Annotated in this window: 23 protein-coding genes and 1 tRNA gene; 8 read left to right on the top strand and 16 right to left on the bottom strand. The window is 39.4% G+C overall.

Features of this window, described 5'->3' with window-relative positions:
- Positions 1–37: 37 nt before the first annotated feature.
- On the bottom strand, positions 38–1045 hold the full coding sequence (locus ADS77_RS06475) for a rhodanese-related sulfurtransferase (RefSeq protein ID WP_054203634.1): 1008 nt from the start codon (positions 1043–1045) through the stop codon (positions 38–40).
- 210 nt (positions 1046–1255) lie between these two features.
- Between ADS77_RS06475 and ADS77_RS06470 the strand changes: the two genes are divergently transcribed.
- Both ADS77_RS06470 and ADS77_RS06465 read left to right on the top strand, forming a co-directional pair.
- Entirely contained in the window at positions 1256–2584 is a 1329-nt protein-coding gene (locus tag ADS77_RS06470; protein ID WP_054453526.1) for a DEAD/DEAH box helicase, read from the top strand.
- A gap of 2 nt (positions 2585–2586) precedes the next feature.
- Positions 2587–3420: a S1 RNA-binding domain-containing protein gene (locus ADS77_RS06465; protein WP_054203633.1), complete on the top strand. Its 834-nt coding sequence runs from the start codon at positions 2587–2589 to the stop codon at positions 3418–3420.
- Positions 3421–3430: 10 nt separating this feature from the next.
- On the opposite strand, the gene ADS77_RS06460 is transcribed toward ADS77_RS06465, so the two are convergent.
- The 10 genes from ADS77_RS06460 to gyrA form a co-directional block, all read right to left on the bottom strand.
- A complete protein-coding gene (locus tag ADS77_RS06460; RefSeq protein ID WP_054203632.1) occupies positions 3431–3805 on the bottom strand; it encodes a hypothetical protein in 375 nt (124 codons plus the stop codon).
- Between the two features lie 98 nt (positions 3806–3903).
- A complete protein-coding gene (gene pyrF, locus ADS77_RS06455) occupies positions 3904–4608 on the bottom strand; it encodes an orotidine-5'-phosphate decarboxylase (protein WP_054203631.1) in 705 nt (234 codons plus the stop codon).
- Between the two features lie 48 nt (positions 4609–4656).
- A complete protein-coding gene (gene lapB / locus ADS77_RS06450; protein WP_054203630.1) occupies positions 4657–5793 on the bottom strand; it encodes a lipopolysaccharide assembly protein LapB in 1137 nt (378 codons plus the stop codon).
- Between the two features lie 2 nt (positions 5794–5795).
- On the bottom strand, positions 5796–6077 hold the full coding sequence (locus tag ADS77_RS06445) for a lipopolysaccharide assembly protein LapA domain-containing protein (RefSeq protein WP_054203629.1): 282 nt from the start codon (positions 6075–6077) through the stop codon (positions 5796–5798).
- A 21-nt stretch (positions 6078–6098) separates the two neighbouring features.
- Positions 6099–6386 carry an integration host factor subunit beta gene (gene ihfB, locus ADS77_RS06440; protein ID WP_016707218.1) on the bottom strand — a complete coding sequence of 96 codons (288 nt, stop codon included), beginning with the start codon at positions 6384–6386 and terminating at the stop codon, positions 6099–6101.
- Positions 6387–6448: 62 nt separating this feature from the next.
- Positions 6449–8116, bottom strand: a complete 1668-nt coding sequence (rpsA, locus tag ADS77_RS06435) for a 30S ribosomal protein S1 (RefSeq protein WP_029216020.1) — start codon at positions 8114–8116, stop codon at positions 6449–6451.
- A 95-nt stretch (positions 8117–8211) separates the two neighbouring features.
- Positions 8212–8922: a (d)CMP kinase gene (gene cmk / locus ADS77_RS06430; protein WP_054453454.1), complete on the bottom strand. Its 711-nt coding sequence runs from the start codon at positions 8920–8922 to the stop codon at positions 8212–8214.
- A gap of 107 nt (positions 8923–9029) precedes the next feature.
- A complete protein-coding gene (gene aroA / locus ADS77_RS06425) occupies positions 9030–10307 on the bottom strand; it encodes a 3-phosphoshikimate 1-carboxyvinyltransferase (RefSeq protein WP_054453452.1) in 1278 nt (425 codons plus the stop codon).
- Positions 10307–11389 (bottom strand): 3-phosphoserine/phosphohydroxythreonine transaminase, encoded by a 1083-nt coding sequence (serC, locus tag ADS77_RS06420; protein WP_054203626.1) that lies wholly within the window; start codon positions 11387–11389, stop codon positions 10307–10309. Before serC ends, aroA begins: the two co-directional genes overlap by 1 nt.
- Before the next feature lie 130 nt (positions 11390–11519).
- On the bottom strand, positions 11520–14216 hold the full coding sequence (gene gyrA / locus ADS77_RS06415; RefSeq protein ID WP_054203625.1) for a DNA topoisomerase (ATP-hydrolyzing) subunit A: 2697 nt from the start codon (positions 14214–14216) through the stop codon (positions 11520–11522).
- A 179-nt stretch (positions 14217–14395) separates the two neighbouring features.
- Between gyrA and ubiG the strand changes: the two genes are divergently transcribed.
- The 5 genes from ubiG (at position 14396) to yfaE (ending at position 19924) form a co-directional block, all read left to right on the top strand.
- The gene (gene ubiG, locus ADS77_RS06410; protein ID WP_054203624.1) at positions 14396–15106 is read left to right on the top strand and encodes a bifunctional 2-polyprenyl-6-hydroxyphenol methylase/3-demethylubiquinol 3-O-methyltransferase UbiG; all 711 of its coding nucleotides are present in this window, start codon (positions 14396–14398) and stop codon (positions 15104–15106) included.
- Positions 15106–15789: an HAD family hydrolase gene (locus ADS77_RS06405; protein WP_054453449.1), complete on the top strand. Its 684-nt coding sequence runs from the start codon at positions 15106–15108 to the stop codon at positions 15787–15789. Before ubiG ends, ADS77_RS06405 begins: the two co-directional genes overlap by 1 nt.
- Before the next feature lie 380 nt (positions 15790–16169).
- A complete protein-coding gene (gene nrdA / locus ADS77_RS06400; protein ID WP_054453446.1) occupies positions 16170–18452 on the top strand; it encodes a class 1a ribonucleoside-diphosphate reductase subunit alpha in 2283 nt (760 codons plus the stop codon).
- 69 nt (positions 18453–18521) lie between these two features.
- Entirely contained in the window at positions 18522–19652 is a 1131-nt protein-coding gene (nrdB, locus tag ADS77_RS06395) for a class Ia ribonucleoside-diphosphate reductase subunit beta (protein WP_054203621.1), read from the top strand.
- A complete protein-coding gene (gene yfaE, locus ADS77_RS06390; protein ID WP_054203620.1) occupies positions 19652–19924 on the top strand; it encodes a class I ribonucleotide reductase maintenance protein YfaE in 273 nt (90 codons plus the stop codon). Before nrdB ends, yfaE begins: the two co-directional genes overlap by 1 nt.
- Positions 19925–19955: 31 nt before the next feature.
- On the opposite strand, the gene ADS77_RS06385 is transcribed toward yfaE, so the two are convergent.
- Complete coding sequence (locus tag ADS77_RS06385) at positions 19956–20483, bottom strand: YaeQ family protein (RefSeq protein ID WP_054453443.1); 528 nt, start codon at positions 20481–20483, stop codon at positions 19956–19958.
- 149 nt (positions 20484–20632) lie between these two features.
- On the opposite strand from ADS77_RS06385, the gene ADS77_RS06380 reads away from it, so the two are divergent.
- Positions 20633–23029, top strand: coding sequence for a TonB-dependent receptor (locus ADS77_RS06380; protein WP_054453441.1), 2397 nt, complete (start codon positions 20633–20635; stop codon positions 23027–23029).
- A 376-nt stretch (positions 23030–23405) separates the two neighbouring features.
- Here ADS77_RS06380 and ADS77_RS06375 read toward each other — a convergent pair whose 3' ends face one another.
- The 4 genes from ADS77_RS06375 to ADS77_RS06360 form a co-directional block, all read right to left on the bottom strand.
- Positions 23406–24023 carry an FKBP-type peptidyl-prolyl cis-trans isomerase gene (locus tag ADS77_RS06375; protein WP_054203617.1) on the bottom strand — a complete coding sequence of 206 codons (618 nt, stop codon included), beginning with the start codon at positions 24021–24023 and terminating at the stop codon, positions 23406–23408.
- A gap of 104 nt (positions 24024–24127) precedes the next feature.
- Complete coding sequence (locus tag ADS77_RS06370; RefSeq protein WP_054203616.1) at positions 24128–24514, bottom strand: hypothetical protein; 387 nt, start codon at positions 24512–24514, stop codon at positions 24128–24130.
- Between the two features lie 49 nt (positions 24515–24563).
- Positions 24564–24654, bottom strand: a tRNA-Ser gene (locus ADS77_RS06365).
- Positions 24655–24759: 105 nt separating this feature from the next.
- Positions 24760–25137, bottom strand: coding sequence for a hypothetical protein (locus ADS77_RS06360; protein ID WP_054203683.1), 378 nt, complete (start codon positions 25135–25137; stop codon positions 24760–24762).
- Positions 25138–25219 lie beyond the last annotated feature (82 nt).

The raw sequence follows: 25219 nt of genomic DNA, 5'->3' as shown, positions 1-25219 counted from the left end.
TAGTGGCTCTTTTTATCATTATTAATAAGTGGTTAGATTATTTACCGCGTTGCGCATCTTTTTGTGCTTTTTTAGCATCTTTGCGTTTTTGTAAAACCGCTTGCGCTTCATTACCTATATGACCTTCACCACGCGCTTGTGCCAGCTCAATTTGCTTTTGGCGCTCTGCAAATCGTTCTCTTTGTTCATCTGTAACGTTGTCAATACAGTGATGACACGATACACCTTCCATATACTCTGATTTTAGTTTTTCAGCCTCTGTGATTGGCATACGACAAGCATGGCATTGATCATACGAACCTTTTTGTAAGTCGTGATCCACCGCAACGCGGTTATCAAAGACAAAACATTCACCTTCCCACATTGTTTCTTCTTTTGGCACTTCTTCTAAGTATTTTAAAATGCCGCCTTCGAGATGATATACATCTTCAAAGCCTTGCTCTTTCATATAAGCCGTTGATTTTTCACAGCGAATACCACCCGTACAAAACATCGCTACTTTTTTATGTTTTGTAGGGTCTAAGTTTTCCTTTGCCCACTGCGGGAACTCGCGAAATGTTTTAGTATTTGGATCAACGGCATTTTGGAAAGTACCGATTTCAATTTCATAGTCATTTCGGGTATCAACTAGAATAACCTCAGGGTCTGAAATCAACGCATTCCAATCTTGTGGCTTGACGTAACTGCCAACAACTTTGAGCGGATCAACACCTTCAACACCCATAGTCACGATTTCTTTTTTAAGCTTTACTTTCGTACGATAAAATGGGCATTCATCATCAAACGACTCTTTACTCACAATGTTATCGAGGTTTGGTTGAGTATCAAGCCACGATAGTAAATTATCGATACCTTCGCGCTTAGCTGATACTGTGCCATTAATCCCTTCAGCAGCAATTAATAAAGTACCGCGTACTTCATTGGCTTCCATTACATCTAAAAGTGGTTGACGAAGTGCTTCAAATTCAGGGAGTGCAACAAATTTATACAGCGCGCATACAACAAAGTGCTCACTGGTGACATTATCTTTATGTACTGCAGTCATGGGTATTCCTATTTTGCTTTAGCCGTTATTGGCGGTAACCGAATCGTAAATCCGGCGCATTGGGGCGCATATTTTACGCATTTTACGGTTAAATGCAAAAAAAGCAGTGATAAACAGGTTTTTACTGTCGGCCAAGCACTCTACTACGCTATAATAGCGACATTATTGTTGGCTTATACCCAATTAATTGCTCATTTGGAGAAATACACTTTGCACTTTACTGATCTTGGGATTGATACTCGCCTTGAAACACAATTAGCTCATCAAGGGATCACCCAGCCTACAGATATTCAAGCCCATGCAGTGCCAACAGCACTTGCAGGTCATGACATTTTCGCTCAGTCTAAAACTGGGTCAGGCAAAACCTTAGCTTTTTTACTCCCAGCAGTTCAACGAGTCATGAAGCAAAAAGCGCTCAGTAAACGCGATCCTCGAGTACTTATCGTCGCGCCTACTCGCGAACTTGCTACACAAGTATTTACTCAGCTTCGACTTTTAATTGCGGGTACTAATATTAAAGCGGTAAAAATACTAGGCGGTGAGAATTTTAATGATCAAATTAAAGCTCTTCGTAATGATCCACAATTCGTTATTGCAACACCTGGACGTTTAGCTGATCACATAACAAAACGCTCATTACAATTAAGTGGCCTTGAATTACTTATTTTTGATGAAGCAGACCGAATTTTAGATTTAGGTTTCACCGAACAGCTAAAAATGATCAATGAACAAGCGGATCATCGCCTGCGTCAAACCTTATTGTTTTCTGCAACACTTGATCATGCCCAAGTTGATGCGCTATCACGTAATTTATTAAAAAAGCCAAAACAAATTACGCTCAGTGCCGCTAACGAACAACATTCAGACATTAAGCAAAGTTTATTTTTAGCTGATCACCTTGATCACAAAGAAGCATTGCTTGAGCACTTTTTAAAGCAAGATGATGTGGGCCAATGTATTATTTTTACAGCAACCCGTGCGGATACAAGCCGTTTAAGTGATGCGCTCAATGCAAAAGGATTTAAAGCACAAGCCTTAGCAGGTGACCTTGCACAAAATAAACGTCTTGAGATTATGGACAGCTTTAGTCGTGAAAACTTTAAGATTTTGATTACAACAGATGTCGCATCCCGCGGCCTTGATTTACTCAGTGTCACACACGTAATTAATTTTGATTTACCTAAACACGCTGAAGAGTATGTTCATCGTATAGGCAGGACAGGTCGTGCAGGTTTTAAAGGCACTGCAATTTCACTCGTTGGACCTAAAGATTGGTTAAGCTACAAAGCAATTAAAGCTTTTTTAAATGATGAACTTGAGTTTCATACCATCGAAGGGCTTAAAGGTAAATTTAAAGGTCTCCGCGAACCAAAACCTGATGCTATTTGGGCTAAAGAGCAAGATAAAGCAAAACCAAAAGCAAAGGTAATGACCAAGCGTAAGTCTAAGTCTAAAAAGCCACAAGCACCGATTAAAGCCCCCCTTAATATTGATGGCGATGCCCCAATGCGCCGTCGTAAAAAGCCAGAACAGGAATAATTATGAGTTACCTCGGAACCACCCAAACACTATTCGTTAATGAAGTAAGTAACGAAGGCGCGTACCTTGATGGTCATGACCTAGGCGAGGTTTTCTTACCAAGTAATGAAATCAAATATGAATTAGAAGCTGGCGATAGTATCAGCGTATTCATTTTCTTAGATAATGCTAACTTAGCAACAGCAACAACTAAAAAGCCATTAGCACAAGTGGGTGAGTACGCCCTGCTTCGCGTAAAAGAAATGAACAGCATTGGTGCTTTTTTAGATTGGGGTCTTGAGAAGGATGTACTTGCACCATTTAACGAACAAAAACCTAGAATGCAAGAAGGCTATTCTTATTTAGTTCGTTTGTACTTAGATAATGCAAGTGGCCGTATTTGTGCTTCAAATAACTTTAATCGCTTCATCAATAAAACTGAACCAGAATATACACCACTGCAAGAAGTACAATTGATTGTCGCCGGTAAAACGGATATTGGCTATAAAGTGTTAATTGAAGAAGCACATTATGGCGTAATTTTTTACAACATGGTGTTTAAAAACATGTTTGTTGGCCAGCGCTTAACTGGTTTTATTCAAAAAGTACGTGAAGACGGAAAAATTGACGTCATTCTTGAAAAACCAGGAATGGGAAAGGTAAGTGACCTTGGTGAAAAAATAATGGATAAATTAAAAGCCGAGGGTGGTGTCATTGCACTTGGCGATAAATCAGATCCAGAAGTAATCAAAAAAGTTTTTTCAACCAGCAAAGCTAATTATAAAAAAGCGATTGGTGGTTTATTTAAGCAAGGTTTAATTGATATAGAAGCAAAAGCAATTCGCTTAAAAGCTTAAATAACAAAAACTAACCCACTAAATTTTTATAGGGCAAGGTACACTGTTTGTAATCTTGCCCATACTCATCTAAATCTTCTTTATTTTCAATATTAAATGGCGCTAAACGTAAAACTTTTACCTCACATTTATCCTTAGCAAGATCATGAGCTGAAATACATTCTGAAACATCACTTTTCATTTGGGTTAATCTTTCTTCATTCTTCTCGCATACATGATGGATATATTTAACAAGCGTTAGCTTAAAGTCAACGAGATTGACAGGATAAATATTGAATGCATCGCTCACATTTGATGAATCATCAAATGAATTAGCAGAAACCCCATATTTATTAACCGAAAAATAGATAACAAACAACAAAATAGAAGTAATAATATATTTCATAAAAAGCCCATACAACAAACTAATATAGGCTAATATAACAGATCAGTTATAAATTGTAATTAAAAACATTGGTACTAAAGTATAGGTAAAAGTTAATTTTAAGAAATCGAATTATTAACATTTATCAAAACAGAAACAGGATCATCTGCTTGCGTTATAGGACGACCGATAACTAGATAGTCACTACCATCGTCAATAGCTTGTTTTGGTGTCATTATCCGCTTCTGATCACCTGCTGCGCTGCCTTCTGGGCGAATACCAGGTGTAACAAGTTTAAAGTCACTTCCTAATATTGATTTTAGTTGTTTGGCTTCTTGTGCTGAGCACACAACGCCATCTAACCCCGACTCTTTAGCCAGTTTTGCTAAATAAACTACCTGTTCAGCAGGTGTTTTATCAATACCGAGTCTTTTTAATTCGGCACTATCCATACTTGTTAATACTGTAACTGCAATTAATAATGGCGCTTCATCACCAAATTGTTCAAGTGCTTGCTTCGCTTTAGTCATCATTTCAACACCACCACTGGCATGAACATTAACCATCCAAACACCCATTTTTGCAGCCGCCGTTACCGCTTTTGCAACCGTATTAGGAATATCATGAAACTTCAAATCTAGAAATACATCAAAACCTAAATCAATGAGTTCTTTAACAAAAGCAGGCCCAAAGTAAGTAAACATTTCTTTGCCAACCTTTAAGCGGCAAGTATCTGGTGATAATTGTTTAACGAAATTTAAAGCTGTTTGTTGATCATCATAATCGAGGGCGATAAGAACTTTTTTTGAATGTTCGAGAGACATAACTTTCCTAAAACTAATTGTAGAAGTAAGTGAATATTTTATAGAAAACTAAAAACCGTCTAAACCACGGCTTGGTACAATGGTTTCCCAATGTTTACACGATGGACAAACCCAATAAATTGTATGGCTGGTGAAACCACAGTGTTGACATTGAAAATCTGGTTTTGTGGCAATATAAGAGGTGACTAACTTATCGATTTGATCAAGCACATCTTTAATATCTGTATTTTGTTTAGCAAGAAGCTGTAATAAAAAACTAAAACCGCGAATTGTAGGTTGACGCTTTAAGCTATCAGTTAAAAATTTAATTGCTTGATCTGTGTGCCCTTGCTCAAGTAATGCTTGGCAATGTTTTATTTTTATCAACACCCCGCCCTTATCAAGCAATTGTAAAAGTAACGCATGAAATTGCTCAGTCAACTTTAATTGATTATAGCTGTGAGCAAGATCATCAATAAATAAAGGAGCAAAAAAAGTAAAAGTACATATCAGCTCACGCCAATAATAAATCGCTTTTACATAATCCTCTTTTGCATAAGCAGACTTACCTAATTCATACAAAGGGCGAATTGCTTTATGATTTAGACTAATAGCTTTGCGCATAACTTGTGGGTCGTTATCTATTAACGCAGCCTCACAATAAAAATTGGCTATGGCTTTAAAATGCTGTGGCTTTGAAAATAAGTCGCTGTGAGCCTCGAACATATTAATACCTTTTTCCCATTCACGTGTTTGTGAATATAAATTAAGTATCGGTTCTAATGCATCACTGTGGTTTGCTTTTATCAACCACACTAAATGCTCTTCGGCGCCATCAAGCAAACCCGCCATAATATAATCTTCGGCAAGTTCAAGTCGGCTACTGGCAGCTTGTTGTTCATTAAGGCTTGGGTGTTTAAGCAGTAGTTCGTGAATTTTTATCGCGCGGTCTAGCTCGCCTCGACGGCGAAACATAGTCGCAAGTGTAGAATAATGTTCAACAGAGTCAGCTGATACTTCAAGCAAGTTAATTAAATGCTCAAGACCTTGATCTTCTTCTCTGTCGAGTAAAAACTTTAAGCCTTTACTGTATTCAGACGTGATCTGACGATTTAGCTGATGAGCTTGGTTTTTAGCACTGTTCTTACCCATTATCCAGCCATAACCAGCCGCAACAGGCAAAAGTAAAAACAAAAGCTCAATCATAATTAAGAATCTTTATTAGCTACGAGCTTATTTTTATTTTTTTCAGGTGCTAATTTTTTTTTCAAACGGTAGTTTTGCCACTTCAATTGTGAAAACAACTTAAAGCTTATAAAGCAACCGATCACGACACCTAAAGCAAAACAGATACTTATAATCATTGCGAGGGGTAACGTATTACTGGCAATAATATAATTGATTTTCACCAAGTGCGGATTTTGCGAACCAAGTACAAATGCAAAAATTAGGCATATTGCTACCAGAATAATTTTTAATACCCTAAACAAGTAACTACTCCAACTTAATAACTAGGCAATACTCGCATTTACACGATCGCGTAATTCTTTGCCTGGTTTAAAATGTGGTACATGCTTACCTTCTAACTCAACAGTATCGCCTGTTTTAGGGTTACGACCTGTGCGAGGTGAGCGAAAATGTAATGAGAAACTACCAAAACCACGAATTTCTATGCGATCTGAGCTTGATAATGAGCCGGCCATTTGTTCAAGAATTTCTTTAACAGCATTTTCAACATCTTTCACAGGGACATGTGCGTGTTGCTCGGCTAATTGTTCTATCAATTCTGACTTAGTCATAACGTTTCCTTAAAAAGAGATAAAGGAAGGGCAACACTGCCCTTCCAATTAAGACTGATTAATTAGTCTTTTTGTGCATTTGCGAAAGCAGCTGCCATTGCGTTTTCAAACACTGGCTCTTCTTTCTTAAGCTTTTCTAGTACTTCTTTCTCTTCTGCTTCGAAAAGAGCTTTAACTGAAAGGCTTAAAGTGCGGTTCTTACGATCAACACCAACATATTTCACTTCAATTTCGTCGCCTACAGAAACAACAGTAGTTGCATCTTCAACGCGCTCTTGAGCGATATCAGCTACACGGATGTAACCTTCAACGCCTTCGATAAGTTCAACAGTTGCGCCTTTCGCATCAACTTCAGTCACTTTACCTTTAACAATAGCACCTTTTTTGTTTGCATCAAGGTAGTTATTGAATGGGTCAGCTTCGATTTGCTTAACACCTAGAGAGATACGTTCACGCTCTGGGTCAACTTGCAATACGATAGCAGTGATTTCGTCGCCTTTCTTGAATTCACGTACAGCGTCTTCGCCAGGTGTATTCCAAGAAATGTCTGAAAGGTGTACAAGACCGTCAATACCACCGTCAAGACCGATAAAGATACCGAAGTCAGTGATTGATTTGATCTTACCAGTAACTTGATCGCCTTTGTTTTGAAGACGAGCAAATTCTTGCCAAGGATTAGCAATACATTGCTTAAGACCAAGTGAAATACGACGACGTTCTTCGTCAATTTCAAGAACCATAACTTCAACAGTGTCGCCAAGGCTAACAACTTTTGAAGGATGGATGTTCTTGTTAGTCCAATCCATTTCAGAAACGTGTACTAGACCTTCAACGCCTTCTTCGATTTCTACGAAGCAACCGTAATCAGTAAGGTTAGTTACACGACCAGAAAGTTTAGAACCTTCTGGGTAACGACCAGCGATAGCTGCCCATGGATCTTCGCCAAGCTGTTTAAGACCTAGAGATACACGAGTTTTATCTTTGTCGAATTTAAGAACTTTAACTGCGATTTCGTCGCCAACATTAACGATTTCTGAAGGGTGCTTAACACGCTTCCACGCCATATCAGTAATGTGTAGTAGACCATCAACACCACCAAGGTCAACGAATGCACCGTAGTCAGTAAGGTTCTTAACGATACCTTTAACTTCTTGACCTTCAACAAGGTTAGCAAGAAGCTCTTCACGTTCTTGTGAGTTTTCAGATTCGATAACTGCACGACGTGAAACAACAACGTTGTTACGTTTTTGATCAAGCTTGATTACTTTAAATTCAAGCTCTTTGCCTTCAAGGTGAGTTGTGTCACGTACTGGACGAACATCAACAAGTGAACCAGGTAGGAAAGCACGGATTGAATCAACTTCAACTGTGAAACCGCCTTTAACTTTACCGTTGATAACACCAGTAACAGTCTCTTGCTCTTCACATGCTTTCTCAAGACGGATCCATGCTTCGTGACGCTTAGCTTTCTCACGAGAAAGGATAGTTTCACCGAAACCGTCTTCAATTGCATCTAGTGCAACATCTACTTCGTCGCCAACAGCAACTTCTAGTTCACCAGCAGCATTTTTGAACTGCTCTGCAGGGATAGCACTTTCTGATTTAAGACCAGCATCTACAAGTACAATGTTGTTCTCGATTGAGATAACTGTACCTTTAACAATAGAGCCTTGCTCTGCTTCAAAACCCTTTAAGCTTTCTTCAAATAACTGCGCAAAATTTTCTGACATACGAATATACGTCTCATATATTATTACCAATTAGCAACCATGCTGCATGGGGTTGTTAAAATAGCACTGGCATCCTGCTGGTGCATAAAATGTGTTTAGTTTCGTTTAGGAAACTTACCTTCAGATATTGCAATATCGATTAAAGTTATAACTTTATCAAATACTTGCTGAGCATTAAGCTCGCTAGTATCGAGTTCAATTGCATCATCTGCAGGCACAAGCGGCGCAACAGCGCGATTCATATCGCGATCATCACGTGCTTTAATGTCTTCTAATAGACCACTTAGTGTAACATCAAGACCGCGCTCATTCAACTCAACAAAACGTCTACGAGCACGTTCTTCTGCACTTGCGGTTAAATATATTTTCAATGGCGCATCTGGAAACACGACAGTGCCCATATCTCGGCCATCTGCAACTAAGCCATTTTCTGTGCGAAATGCGCGCTGGCGGCGTAATAAGGCCTCTCTAACGCGTGGTAACGCTGCAACTTTTGACGCTGCAGCACCAACCTCTTCATTACGTATTGTAGTTGATACGTCTTCGCCTTCAAGAATAACTTTTCCAGCATTTGTTTGACTATCCACTAAAAATTGCACATCTAAATTGGCAGCTAAAGGCACTAATGCCTCTTCATTGTCCAATGCAATTTGATGGTGAAGTGCAGCCAGTGATAAAACACGATAAATAGCACCACTGTCTAATACATCCCACCCTAATTTCTCGGCTAACAAGCGACAAACAGTTCCTTTACCTGAACCACTTGGGCCATCAACGGTGATTACGGGCATTAATAACGCCTGCATTTAAACCTCCTTCAATGCACACCAAAATAAAACCGCCATATTATACGTCAGATAATTAAATTTATCCGCTTTTTGTATGTAACTTTTTATATCAACAACGCTGTACCTTAATGACTTACTGACGCTAGGGTCTTGAAAAATGTCGGAAATGTTTTATAGGTACATTTAGGATCATTAATTGTAATTGCTTTTCCACCTACTGCTACCATAGCAAAACACATGGCTATGCGGTGATCGTCGTATGTATCAATTGCAACGTCATTAAAGTGTGTTGGGGGGATAATTTCGATAAAATCTTCCCCTTCAACAACTTCAGCCCCGACTTTACGAAGCTCAGTTGCCATTGCATGTAAGCGGTCAGTTTCCTTTACGCGCCAATTATAAATATTACGAATAGCTGTAGGGCCATCTGCAAATAAAGCCACTGTTGCAAGTGTCATCGCTGCATCAGGAATAGCGTTGGCATCTATGTCTACACCTTTCAATTGCCCTTTGCGAACAACTAAGCGCTCATCATACCAATCAATTTTAGCACCCACCTGCTCCATCACTTTGGCAAAACCAATGTCACCTTGCACTGATTTAGCACCAACGCCTTTGATTTCTATTTCACCACCTGCAATCGCAGCTGCAGCTACGAAATAAGAGGCTGATGACGCATCACCTTCAACCATAATGCGTTCAATCGCTTGGTATTGCTGTGCGCCTTTTACGATAAAGGTTTTGTAATCATCATTCGCTACTGCAATACCAAAACGTGCCATTACATCGAGGGTAATATCAATATAAGGTTTTGAAACTAACGCGCCTTTAATTGTGATCTTGGTGTCACCACTGAATAAAGGGGCTGCCATTAATAGCGCGGTTAAAAATTGACTTGAAATACTGCCGTCAATTTCAACCTGTCCGCCCTTAATCTGTCCACCCACGATTTTTAGTGGCGGATAATCTTTATTTTTTAAATAAGTTACATCACCGCCAAGCGCTTGCAGTGCATCAACCAAATGACCAATTGGTCGCTCTTCCATACGCGGTTCACCAATTAATTCGTACTCGCCTGATACAGCAGCAAGTACGGCCGTTAGAGGACGATACGCTGTACCAGCATTACCAAGAAATAATGGCTCTGATGGGGTTAATAATTGCCCGCCAACACCTTTTACTGTTGCAACTGTTTTATCATCATTGAGGCTTACATCTACACCCAATAATTTTAATGCGCCTAGCATGTGGCGAATATCGTCACTGTCCAATAAATTTTCAACAACCGTTGTACCTTCAGCAAGTGCTGCCAATAATAAAATACGGTTTGATAAACTTTTTGAGCCAGGTAATGTCACGCTACCATTTACGTTATTAATTGGCTCTAAACGTAGTTGCTCCATTAGCTGTTCTCCTTGGCAAACTTTGCCATGAAATCAACTAAAGCCTGTACACCGGCAAGTGGCATTGCGTTATAAATACTCGCGCGCATGCCACCAACAATACGGTGTCCCTCAAGGGCTAGTAAACCAGCTTCTTTAGCGTGTGATAGAAATTGCTGATTCAAACTTTCATCGTTTAACCAAAATGGTACATTCATGCGTGAACGACAGTGTTTTGCCACTTTATTGTTATAAAATGGCGACTCGTCAATAAAACCATAAAGTAATTCGGCTTTTGCAATGTTTTGCTGTTCCATGGCTTTAACGCCACCATTTTGCTCAAGCCATTCGAACACTTCCGCTGCTAAATACCATGCAAATGTTGGCGGTGTGTTATACATACTGCCTTGCTTAACCTCTAGCGCGTAATCAAATACACCAGGTTTAGCTAAGCCTTGGCGCTCTAACAAGGTTTTACGGATGATGACAATGGCTAAGCCTGATGGACCAATATTCTTTTGCGCGCCAGCATAGATTAAATCAAACTTATTGACGTCAAATTCACGAGATAAGATCGTTGATGACATATCTGCGATTATGGGTGCAGTAGGATGACTTGGTACGTCAAATACTTCGATACCATCAATGGTTTCATTAGGGCAATAATGAATGTATGACGGATCAGCGGGGAATTGCCATTCGCTCACTGGCTTGATTGAAAATTGCTCATCACTATCATTACGTACATCAAGCTCTGTCACTTGTGTAAATTTTAATGCCTCAGTTACTGCGCCTTTTGACCATACGCCGTTTTCACAATACACGGCGGCTTTGTCATCGAGGTGCAAATTTAACGGTACTGCAGCAAATTGACCGCGACCACCACCGTGCATAAATAATATTTCAAACTCGTCACTAATATCCATCAAACGGCGTAGACTTGCTTCACATTTTGCTGTGAGCGCTAAAAACTCTTTACTTCGGTGGCTTATCTCCATCACCGACACACCTAAATCTTGCCAATCAACAAATTCTTTTTGTGCTTTTGCCATTACTTCTGGCGGCAACATTGCAGGCCCCGCACAAAAATTATATTTACTCATTACCTTTCCTCATTCCAGTAATTTAACAATAAGAGTGTATATTTATCCCCGTATCTGGGGATTAATATTATTGCTCAGTTTTATTTTAACAATAAAAAAAAGCGGCCAAAGCCGCTTTTATTTATTAATGCTATTCTGCTGGAGGGTTATCCCCAGCGTCATCATTAACAATCTCGACTACTTCAACGCTTTCGCCTTCGATAGCTTCAAGCTCATCGATTTCAATTTCTTCGATACGTTGTAAACCAACTACTTGCTCTTCGTCAATAGTTCTTATCAAAATAACACCTTGGGTATTACGCCCAACTGTAGAAACTTCGTTAACGCGAGTTCGTACTAAGGTTCCACGATTAGATATAATCATGATTTCATCGTTATCATCAACTTGAACTGCACCAACAACAGCACCATTACGCTCACTTACTTTGATTGATACCACACCTTGAGTCGCACGACTCTTCGATGGATAATCTTCAAGTAAAGTACGCTTACCGTAACCGTTTTCAGTTACTGTTAAGATAGCACCATCTGTCTTAGGTACAATTAATGAGACAACACGTTGACCTTCAGGCATTTTAATACCACGAACACCCGTTGCTGTACGACCCATCTGGCGTACACCTTTGAACTTGATTTCTGGCTTACCATTTTCATCAAGTACTGGGTTACCATTTTCATCTAATACTGGAGATTCTTCAGCTTCTTTAAAGCGAACAACTTTACCAGCATCAGTGAATAGCATGATCTCGTTGCTTCCATCAGTGATGTCTACACCAATTAAGCTATCACCATCGTTTAAGTTAACGGCAATAATACCGCTAGCACGTTGACGGCTATACGCTGTCAGTGGTGTTTTCTTAACTGTACCAAATGCAGTGGCCATAAAGATGTATTTATCTTCTGCATATTCACGCACCGGCAAGATTGCTGTGATACGTTCGTCAGCCTCAAGCGGCAGTAAATTTACAATTGGCTTACCGCGGGCAGCTCGGCTAGCAAGCGGTAATTGATACACTTTAAGCCAATATAAGCGACCAGCTGTTGAGAAACACAGAATCGTATCGTGCGTATTTGCAACTAATAAACGTTCGATGAAATCTTCATCTTTCATCTTCGTTGCTGACTTACCTTTACCACCACGACGCTGTGCTTCGTAATCAGATAATGGTTGATACTTAACGTAACCTTCGTGAGAAAGTGTAACTACTACGTCTTCTTCAGTGATCAAGTCTTCTAAACTGATATCATGCGCTGCGGCATTGATTTCCGTACGACGTTCATCACCATATTGCGCTTTAATTTCAACTAGCTCATCGCGGATAACTTCCATTAAACGCTCTGGTGTAGCAAGAATATATAAAAGCTCAGCAATTAAATCTAATAACGTTTGGTATTCGCTTAGAATCTTTTCGTGCTCAAGACCTGTTAGCTTATGTAAACGCAAATCAAGGATAGCTTGGGCTTGTTGCTCAGAAATATAATACTGGCCATCACGAATGCCTAAGTCATCAGCTAACCAATCAGGACGCGCTACATTTGCTTCACCCGCTTTTTCAAGCATGGCTTTAACATTACCTAGTTCCCACGGACGCGCAGCTAAGGCAATTTTTGCTTCAGCTGGGGTTGGCGAGTTACGAATAAGTTCGATAATTGGGTCAATGTTTGCAAGTGCAATCGCTAAACCTTCGAGCATGTGTGCACGATCGCGGGCTTTACGTAAATCAAATACGGTGCGGCGCGTTACAACTTCACGACGGTGAATAATAAACTCTTCAAGCATTTCTTTTAAATTGAAACACTTAGGTTGATTATTAATTAAGGCAACCATGTTCATACCAAACACAGTTTGTAACTGAGTTTGTGCATAAAGGTTGTTTAGAATCACTTCACCTACATCACCACGTTTGATCTCGATAACGATACGCATACCGTCTTTATCTGATTCATCACGTAATGCACTAATACCTTCAATCTTCTTATCTTTAACCAGCTCTGCAATCTTTTCGATTAAACGCGCTTTGTTTACTTGATAAGGGATTTCGTGAACGATAATCGTTTCACGATGAGTTTTTTCGTCGACTTCGATTTCTGCACGTGCACGCATGTACACTTTACCGCGACCGGTTAAATAGGCTTGTTCAATGCCTTTTTTACCATTAATAATTGCCGCAGTTGGGAAATCTGGCCCCGGAATATAATCCATTAACTCAAGGATTGTTAAATCAGGGTTTTGAATAAGGGCTAAACAACCATTCACAACTTCAGTTAAGTTATGAGGCGGAATGTTTGTTGCCATACCTACCGCAATACCCGATGAACCGTTTACTAATAAGTTAGGAACTTTCGTAGGCAATACGTCAGGAATTTGCTCTGTACCGTCGTAGTTAGGTACAAAATCAACCGTTTCTTTTTCAAGATCGGCCAAAAGCTCATGAGACATTTTCGCCATACGGACTTCCGTATAACGCATTGCTGCTGCTGAGTCACCATCAACTGAACCAAAGTTACCTTGGCCGTCTACTAGCATATAACGTAATGAGAATGGCTGTGCCATACGTACGATCGTGTCATACACAGCGCTGTCGCCATGGGGATGGTATTTACCAATTACGTCACCAACCACACGGGCTGATTTTTTGTAAGGCTTATTCCAATCATTATTAAGCTCGTTCATAGCAAACAAAACGCGGCGGTGAACAGGTTTTAAACCATCACGTACGTCTGGTAATGCTCGTCCTACAATTACGCTCATTGCGTAATCTAAATAGGAGTTTTTTAACTCGTCTTCAATATTGACTGGCAGAATTTCATTGGCGAAATCAGTCATTTGATATCACATTCCTTCAGTATTTACCCCTAAAGTGCCACATACTGGGCGCTTGCGGGTATTTAGTTATTATTACCAAGTCATGCTACCACAATTTATTTATATTTACAGGCGCTAAATCTTTGCGATTTATTAATTTCCCCCTATATAATGGCCTCAGATTGACGAGGAAGCTTTTTATGACCGAACATCAAAATGTAGATAACGCAGAAATTGCAAAATTTGAAGCCATTGCCGAACGATGGTGGGACCGAGATGGAGAATTTAAACCTCTTCATGAGATCAACCCGTTACGATTAGACTTCATAGCCGACAAAGCCCATGGTTTGTTTGACAAAGAAACACTCGACGTAGGTTGTGGTGGTGGAATTTTAAGTGAAAGTATGGCGCGAATGGGCGCACACGTGACCGGTATTGATATGGGTCAAGAACCATTAACCGTGGCTAAATTGCACAGTTTAGAAACAGGTGTAAATGTTGAGTATATAAAAATACCAGCAGAAGAGTATGCAGCGCAGTACCCTGCTCGCTTTGATACTATTACCTGCATGGAAATGTTAGAACATGTACCTGATCCCGCTTCTATTATCCATGCCGTTGCCAAACTAGCCAAACCGGGTGCGGATGTATTTTTTTCAACCTTAAATAAAACCCCAAAAGCATATTTGTTTGCCATTGTTGGCGCAGAAAAGTTATTAAAAATGGTGCCAGAGGGAACTCACGACCACAAAAAATTTATTAAACCTGCACAACTTATTGCATGGGCAGAGCAAGCTGGATTAAAAGTACGTGCCAGCGCTGGCCTTAGTTATAACCCGCTATCAAAGCAATACAGCTTAAATACCGATGTCAGCGTTAATTATATTTTGCACTTTGAGAAACTGGCGTAATGGCTGACTCTAAAACAGCAACGCCAGTTATTAGCTATGATGCCTTTATTTTTGATTTAGATGGCACACTACTGGACACCGCAGATGATCTAGGCGCAGCGCTTAATAGCGTACTCGTTGATCATGATCAACCACAGGTTTCGGCTGACATCTATCGTCCTGCAGCTTCTAATGGTGCCATGGCGCTGCTGGAAGCCGGGTTCGGCCAGCAGTGGCATGCTCACCCAAAGCAAGGTGATTTACGCCAGCAATTGTTAAATGCTTACGCAAATAATATTGCAACGCATAGCCACTGTTTTTCTGGTATAGCGTCTTTATTAATTGCTCTTGAGCAAAAAAACATTAAATGGGGAATAATGACCAATAAACCTGGCTTTTTGACCACCCCATTAGTTTCAGCGATTACTGAATTAAAAGGCGCGCAAGCGGTTGTCAGTGGTGACACGTTAGCAGTAGCCAAGCCTTCCCCATTGCCGCTACTACACACCGCTAATTTATTAGGTGTTGAACCAACTCGGTGTTTATACATAGGTGATGCACAGCGTGACATTGTCGCAGCCAAAGCTGCAAACATGCACAGCGCTACGGCATTATGGGGATATATCCCTAGTGTAGCTGATGCAATAGGCTGGCAAGCTGATTTTAATTGGTACTCCCCTATTGATGCTTTTAACCATATATAGTGTCTAGCTAATTTTTAACCACTACATATTGTGATTGTGTTAATTTTTGTGCATTGATTGCTGATAAAAAAAGCAGCAGAAATTTATTTTTAAAATGAGATAATTTACTCAATCTGGAGTTGATTTTTATAAATTTCATTTTAATCAGAAGGTCAAAGGTTAATGCCCACTAACACAATCATGTTATCCCAACCTTATCCACAATCAAGGGTATTTATGTACCTTGCAAAAGATCGCAGACCACTCTATCTTGTGACCTAGAATTTGATAAGCACCAGATGTTGTGGCTAAGACTTATACAATTAAATTCTCGTTAAAGTAGCATTAACACAATAAAAATTTTTTTAGAAAATATTTCCTCAAGGAATACAGGCAAAATTATGAACCAACAGCTATCTGTAAGCAAACGTGACGGCCGCAAAGAGTCACTTGATTTAGATAAGATCCATCGCGTTATTGCTTGGGCCGCCGAGGGTCTAAAAAATGTCTCTGTCTCGCAAGTTGAATTAAAATCACATATTCAATTTTATGACGGTATTCGTACCGAAGACATTCATGAAACCATCATTAAAGCGGCAGCCGATCAGATCTCTAAAGAGTCTCCTGATTATCAGTACTTAGCTGCACGTTTAGCTGTATTCCACCTACGTAAAAAAGCATATGGTCAATTTGAACCACCTCGTTTATATGATCACATTGTTAAACTAGTTGAAGACAAGCGCTACGACGCTCACTTACTGGCTGATTACACAGAACAAGAAATTGATGCATTGGACGAGTACCTTGATCATGGACGTGATTTAAACTTCAGCTACGCTGCGGTTAAACAACTTGAAGGTAAGTATTTAGTCCAAAACCGCGTTACAGGCGAAATCTATGAGAGCGCGCAGTTTCTATACATTTTAGTAGCCGCCAGTCTGTTTTCAGATTACCCAAAAGAAACACGTTTAGATTACATTAAACGTTTTTACGACGCAGTTTCATTATTTAAAATTTCATTACCAACTCCAATCATGGCCGGTGTACGTACGCCGACACGTCAATTTAGTTCATGTGTACTTATTGAGTGTGGTGATAGCTTAGATTCTATCAATGCAACATCATCCGCGATTGTAAAATACGTATCGCAACGTGCAGGCATTGGTATTAATGCTGGTAGCATTCGTGCACTTGGTAGCCCTATTCGCAATGGCGAAGCCTACCACACCGGTTGTATTCCTTTTTATAAGCACTTCCAAACAGCCGTTAAAAGCTGCTCGCAAGGTGGTGTGCGTGGTGGTGCAGCCACTTTGTTCTACCCGCTTTGGCATTTAGAAGTTGAAAATTTATTAGTACTTAAAAACAACCGTGGTGTTGATGATAACCGTGTACGTCACCTTGACTACGGTGTTCAGTTTAATAAACTTATGTACTCGCGTTTAATTAAAGACGATTACATCACGCTCTTTAGCCCATCAGACGTGCCTGGTTTATATAATGCGTTTTTTGAAGATCAAGATGAATTTGATAAATTATATGTGCAGTACGAACAAGATGACTCAATTCGTAAAAAACGTATTAAAGCCATTGAACTGTTTTCAATGTTTGCACAAGAGCGTGCAAGTACAGGCCGTATTTACTTACAAAATGTAGATCACTGCAATACGCACAGCCCGTTCATTGCTAAAGTTGCGCCTATTCGTCAATCTAACTTATGTTTAGAAATAGCGTTACCAACTAAGCCGCTTAACAATGTAAATGATGAAGAAGGCGAGATTGCTTTATGTACTTTGTCAGCATTTAACTTAGGTGCGATTGAGTCACTGGATGAGCTTGAAGAACTTGCAGAGCTGGCTGTACGTGCCCTTGATAATCTGCTTGATTTCCAAGACTACCCTGTCCCCGCTGCAAAAAATGCAACCATGGGTCGTCGCACATTAGGTATAGGCGTAATCAACTACGCTTACTATCTTGCTAAAAATGGTAAGCGTTACTCTGATGGCAGTGCTAACGCATTAACGCACAAAACATTTGAAGCAATTCAGTACTACCTAATGAAAGCATCAAATGAACTTGCAAAAGAACGCGGTGCTTGCCCTAAATTTAACGAAACAACGTATTCACAAGGTATTATGCCAACAGATACGTATAAGCGTGATTTAGATAAAATCTGTGATGAGCCATTGCATCTAGATTGGGACACATTGCGTGCCAATATTAAAGAGTATGGTATGCGTAACTCAACGTTATCTGCGTTGATGCCGTCAGAGACATCATCACAGATTTCAAACGCAACGAATGGTATTGAGCCTCCTCGCGGGCATATCAGTGTAAAAGCCAGTAAAGATGGTATTTTAAAGCAAGTTGTGCCTGAGTATGAGCGCCTAAAAGATAGCTACGAGTTATTATGGGATATCCCATCAAACAAAGGTTATTTAGAACTTGTTGGTATTATGCAAAAATTTGTTGACCAAACAATTTCTGCAAACACTAATTATGATCCAAATAAGTTCGAAGGGGGTAAAGTACCTATGAAGGTGTTACTACAAGACTTACTAGGTGCATATAAACTAGGAGTTAAAACACTTTACTACCATAATACACGTGATGGTGCTTCTGATATGCAAGACGAAACACCAGAAGTGGAAGATGATGATTGTGCAGGCGGCGCATGTAAAATCTAATCGATTATAAATATAAATTTGAAGCGGGCTTTACGCCCGCTTTATCCTGTTCGTTTTTTGAGTGATCTTATGTCTTATACTACTTTTAGCCGAAACCATAATAACCAACTACAAGAACCGATGTTTTTCGGCCAAACCGTTAACGTATCGCGTTATGATCAACAGAAGTACCCTATTTTCGAAAAATTAATTGAAAAACAACTTTCGTTTTTTTGGCGCCCAGAAGAAGTTGATGTAAGCAAAGACCGCTTAGATTTCCAAGCCTTGCCAGATCACGAAAAACATATATTTTTAAGTAATTTAAAATACCAAACTTTGCTTGATAGTGTACAAGGTCGATCGCCTAATGTTGCATTATTGCCAATTGTGTCTATTCCTGAACTTGAAACTTGGATTGAAACATGGGCATTCAGTGAAACAATTCATAGCCGTTCATATACACATATTATTCGTAATGTAACCCAAGCCCCTGAACTTATTTTTGACGATATCGTCAGTAATGAAAAAATTAGTGAACGTGCTGATGCGGTAACTAAATATTACGACGAGTTAATTAATAAAGTTGCCGTATACAACTTATATGGTGAAGGTAAGCATGTGCTTAACGGTGAAACCGTTAATATCAGTTTATTTGAGCTTAAAAAACTTTTGTACCTTGCCATGATGTCAGTGAATATTTTAGAAGCGATCCGCTTTTATGTTAGCTTTGCTTGCTCATTTGCATTTGCTGAGCGAGAGCTAATGGAAGGTAATGCAAAAATAATAAAACTTATTGCCCGTGATGAAGCACTGCATTTATCTGGTACACAACATATTCTTAATATTATGCAAGATGGCAAAGATGACCCTGAAATGGCTATTGTAGCCGCACAGTGTCGTGAAGAAGCAATTCAAATGTTTGTTGATGCTGCTGAGCAAGAAAAAGAATGGGCTGAGTATTTATTTAAAGATGGATCCATGATTGGTTTAAATAAAGATATTCTTTGTCAATACGTAGAATACATTACCAATGCACGTATGATTGCAGTTGGCCTACCTGCACAATTTCCGAGTAACAGCAATCCAATTCCTTGGATCAGCTCATGGCTTGTTTCTGATAATGTACAGGTTGCCCCACAGGAAGCCGAAATAAGCTCATATCTTGTTGGCCAAATTGACTCGCAAGTAGATGCGTCTGACTTTGGTGATTTTGATCTCTAATGTCTGTACAAAAAACTGCAAAGGTTCACCTTGCAGATGACAGCCAGTGTTTTGATTTTAATACTGGCTGCCCTTCTCTTTTAGACTGTTTAGAACAAAACAAATTAACTGTGCCCTATCAGTGCCGCGAAGGCTATTGTGGTGCCTGTAGGGCAACGCTTATTGATGGAACTGTTAATTATAACCAAGAGCCTTTAGCGTTTGTCAGAGAAGGCGAAGTATTACTGTGTTGTTGTAAACCAAATGGCAGTATTACCCTGAGTTTTAAATGATTAAAAGACGAGATATAAACATTGGTACGTTTTAGTGCCAATCAAATTTATTCGTTTCATAGCAATGATCTTTATCGCTAATCATCAAACTTGTGTCATCTATTATAACATCCCAGCTTAAGTTTCTCGTTAAGCCAGCTCGTATATCATCAATAAACTGCTGATCAATTTCAATAATATGGCTGTTTGAAAAGAAACTCAATCGTGTCTGAACATCCGCTAGCCAATCAGTATTGGCGGCGGTCAATATAAGAAGCTCATCAACATTTTTGGCTATTTTAATTAGCTGCTCTGCATCGGGCTTATCAACACTTAGCCATGTCTTATAATGCTCGTCTAAGGCTTTAATACTAACGTCTGGCGTTAGTTTATCAAATTGCTTATTTATCACCGCATCTTTATCATAAGATAGCAGACAGTAACCAAGTAGCTTTAAAATAAAATGCTCTAAGCTCTCATTCTTAACTAAAGCCGTAGTGAACACTTCTTGGTGGTTCCGTTGCTGGCGCAAATCAGCAATAGTAAACCGAGCTTTAAAAACGCGGGTTTTATCACTCATTGCAAATACCTATGATCGGCTACTTAAAAGTAAGTATAGCGGATATAAAAATTTAAGCGGATTATTAAAAGTTATGGTATAACATTATTGATCCACTTTATTGTTGGTGTTATATTATATCACAACATAATCATCACGATGTAGTACTCATGATCCGACATTCATTAATTTCCACTGCAATAATCACTGCCCTTAGTTCATTTTCCGCTCATGCTGGCATTATCAAAGGCCAAGTATTAGATACTAATAATCAACCAATTAGTCAGGCCGATGTACATATACACGGGAAAACACAATCAATTAAAACTGATGACAATGGTCAATTCAGTATTAATGTTGATGCCAATAGTCAATTACACATAAGTAAAAGTAATTACATTGATGCACGTATTGCAGTAAATGAAGCTAGCTCGGCTCTAAATATTACACTCACCCCAACGTCTGTTGAAACGATGGTCGTATATGCGTCAGCTTTGCATAAAAACAGCTTAGAAATGATTTCGCCAGTGAGCGTACTTGCTGGTGATGAATTACGTAACAAAGCTAAACCAACCCTAGGTGAAACTCTCAAGGGAATTCCTGGCGTAAATGCCAGTTATTTTGGTCCAGTATCATCAAGTCCAATTATCCGTGGTTTAGATGGCCCGCGTGTTAAGATCACACAAAACGGATTAGACAGTAGTGATGCGTCACGCATTGGTCCTGATCACGCGACCTCAAACGATAGTTTAGCTGCAGAACAAATTGAAGTTTTACGTGGACCTGCAACCCTACTCTATGGGTCAGGTGCGATCGGCGGCGTGGTAAATGTTGTTGATAACCGAATTCCGACTGATAACATTGAACAGCTAACTGGTGCTGTTGAATACACCCATGACACGGTTTCAAATGCTAATACGTATGCAGCAAAACTGGAAACAGGTCACAACAACTTTAATTTTCATTTTGATGGTACAAAACGTACTGGTGATGATTATCAAACGCCGCGTTTTGATTTACCCGAAGAAGAGCACGAAGATCATGACGGCCATGAAGAAGAAGAACATGAAACCGCAACATCTGTAGAAAACACATTTATTGATAGTCAAACCGTTAATTTTGGTACCAGTTATGTGGGTGAACATTTTACTCTTGGTTTGGCTTACGGACGTATTGATACTGACTACGGTATCCCTGCACATGAACACCATGAACACGAACACGATCATGAGCTCGGCCATGACCACGAAGAAGGTGAAGAAACGCCAGTTTATGCACGTGTAGAGCAAGATCGCTGGCAAGGTCTTATGAGCTATGCGTTGCATAATAATTGGATAGAAACAATTAACTTACGTGTTGGTTATACTGACTATCGTCATGCTGAAATTGAAGATGGTGCTATTGGTACTATTTTTAGTAACGAAACTACAGAAGCACGATTAAACATTGAGCATAAGTTTGCTAATTGGCACGGTATGGTAGGTTATCACTTTAGCGATTCTGACTATGACGCTAATGGCGAAGAAGCATTTACTCCAGCCAGTAAAACAACCAGTCATGCAATCTTTATTTTAGAAGAGCAGCAAATTGGTGATGTTACTATTGAGTTTGGTGCACGCTTAGAAGATTACACTATTGATAGCGCAATCGCAGACCATGACCATGACCATGACCATGACCATGACCATGACCATGATGAGTCAAACGCACAAACACAGCTATACAGTAAAAGTTTCACTAATTTAAGCGTCTCTGCAGGTGGTATTTGGCAGTATACGCCAGGACAAAGTATCGCACTAAGCTTATCTCATTCTGAACGAGCACCGCTTTCTGCTGAATTACTTTCAAATGGTGTTCATATTGCCACCGGCACCTATGAACTTGGCCTAGGCTATGAAATTGAAGAAGGTGAGATTCACTTTGAGCCAGAGGATATAAAGCAAGAAACATCAACTAATATTGATTTAAGTTTTAGACGCTTTAGTGGTGATTTTGGTTATACCGTTAACTTTTTTTATAACGATATTGAAAATTTCTATTATCAGCAAAATACGGGTCTAGTCTTCGATGAAGAGCATGGTTTAGAAGCTGCAGAAGAAGGTCACGAAGGTGACATGACTGTATATCAATTTGTAAGCAAAGATGCACAATTATATGGTCTAGAATTTGATGCGCATTACAAAATAAATTCAAATGCGATGATCAAGCTTTTTGGTGATTCTACAACGGCCAAGCTATCTTCTGACGATAATAACTTACCGCGTATACCTGCGAACAAGTTAGGCTCTGAGTTACAATATAATCTTAATGATTGGCAGTTTAGCTTAACCGGCACACATTATTTTGAACAAAATGACATTACCGCTTATGAAACTGCAACTGATAGCTATACATTATTTGATGCACAAGCAAATTACCAATTAACCGTTGGCCCTGTTGATACACAATTTTATATCAATATAGATAATATTACAGATGAATTAGGCTTTGTTCACAGCTCTTTTATCAAGGATAAAGCCCCTCTACCTGGTCGTAATTTTAGAATTGGTGTACGTGGTTACTTTTAATACCAATCTGGGTCGATATGGGGTCTATTTAATGACAAGTAAATTGCGTTATAACGAGGACGTGTTGACCTTTCGTGATTAATTTTGCAGCAGTATGTTTGGCATTTAGGCAAGGCAGCGCCTATGGTGTGGGTGTTCCCCATAAATAGGCGATAACGCAGTATAAATGCCAAACATGCGCTGCCCAAAGGGTTCTTCCTAAGCAAAAATTTTTATATCCAGTGGTTCTAAATTAAAAATTTTTAACGCCGTTATAGCGTGATTTACTTCGTTAAATTGTTCAAATGTTTATGCAGATTAGTATAATATTACTTTGTAACAACAAAAAGCCGCGCTAATAAATATTAGCGCGGCTTTTTAATATCAAAATGTCTAATTAAAGAATTTCGATTAACTCAACATCAAAAATAAGCGTTGAGAAAGGAGCAATTGCAGCGCCAGCACCACGTTCACCATAAGCAAGCTCATGAGGAACATATAAACGCCATTTTGAGCCAGTGCCCATCATTTGTAATGCTTCAGTCCAACCTTTGATCACGCCACCTACAGGGAACTCAGCAGGTTGACCACGCTCATAAGAGCTATCAAAAACAGTACCGTTGATTAATGTACCATGGTAATGAGTACGTACAGTTGATTCTGCCGTTGGCTTAGCGCCTTCACCAGCAGTTAATACTTCATACTGTAAACCAGACTCAGTTACTGTGATTTCAGAACGTTTTGCATTTTCTTCTAAAAATGAAATGCCTTCAGCAGAGAGTACTTTTGACTCTTCTTCACGACGTGCTTGAATTTCTGTATTGATTTTTTCGAATGCAGCTTGGATCTCAGGGATCTCGACTTGGAAGTCGCTACCAGCATACGCATCTTTCATGCCTTCAAATACTGAATTTAAGTTTAAACCTTCGAATGGATTAGCTTTAAGTTGCTCACCCATTTGTAAGCCAATACCGTAACTTGCTTTTTCAGCATCTGTAGTAAAATTATCTGACATAATGTGTTTCACGTTTTGTTTATACCAACCTATCATGCGCTGGTATCAGTTAAAAGACGCGTCTATGCTATCATAAAAAAAAGCCCTTTTGGGCTTCTTTAAGCTTAGTTTTTATTGAGTTTTTGCTTAATTAGGCCCATTGCAAAAGTAAATGCAGGCAGGCTGATTAAAATACCAGCAAGCAATGGTCTACTCAATAATGCATGCGTACCAACTAATACCGCAGGTACTACAACAACACCAACGACCCCAATAAAAAATGCACCAATCACAGGCCAATGTTTGTCATATTTTGTGATCAAATGTCCACTGAGAATATTGAAACCTAAACAATAAACAAACGACGTAAGTAAAACAGCATCAGGTTGGGCATCAATAGCCATTTTGACGAGCAAGTTGATGGCACTGTGATAGCAATAAGCAAATACAGTCCATAACAGGACATGTTTGACCACCCGTTGCACCGTGTTTAATTGGTTTTGTTGAGACATCATAAACTCCAGATAGCAAAAAGCCGCCCATAAGGCGGCTTTTTAAATATGGTGGAGAGATAGGGATTTGAACCCTAGATGGGCTATAAACCCATGCCGGTTTTCAAGACCGGTGCATTCGACCACTCTGCCATCTCTCCGTACGGCGCGGATAATAGTGGGAATGACTCTCTTTGTAAACCCCTAAAATGTAAAAAACCTAAAATAATTGATATTATAGGTTTTTTAACTCATTTTAAGACAGTTCAATAATATTGCTTAGGTCGACGAGCAATTAGTGAGCATAATGAACACGCTAATAAACTTAAGCTAACAAAGCTAATAACTTGGAATATCAAATCAAATCTGTTTAGGTCACCGCTTGGCATAATCACCAAAATAAATGCCGGTAATACACTTAACATCACTACGTACAAACACACTTTAAATGCTCGACCAAAATCAAATCGTTTACTGCGTTGCATCCACCAAGTCAGTAAAACAAGAATACTCATCGCTGAAAAGGCCACTAAATACGGTGTTTTTGTACTCATTGCGATATAAAGAGTCAGCGCTGCGCCAACCAAGCCCCATAAGGACCACGTTAACCATTTCTCTTTTTCACGTAGAAATAAATTTCCCATCATTCTCGTCTTCTTTATCGTTATTTTTATAAGACTATCCATACACTAACAAAAAACAACAGATTAAAAAACATACTGCAGA

This window comes from Pseudoalteromonas porphyrae (assembly GCF_001298125.1).
Lineage (GTDB): Bacteria > Pseudomonadota > Gammaproteobacteria > Enterobacterales > Alteromonadaceae > Pseudoalteromonas > Pseudoalteromonas neustonica.
Note: the sequence above shows the minus strand (reverse complement) of the source record. Positions and strands in the feature narration are given on the sequence as shown.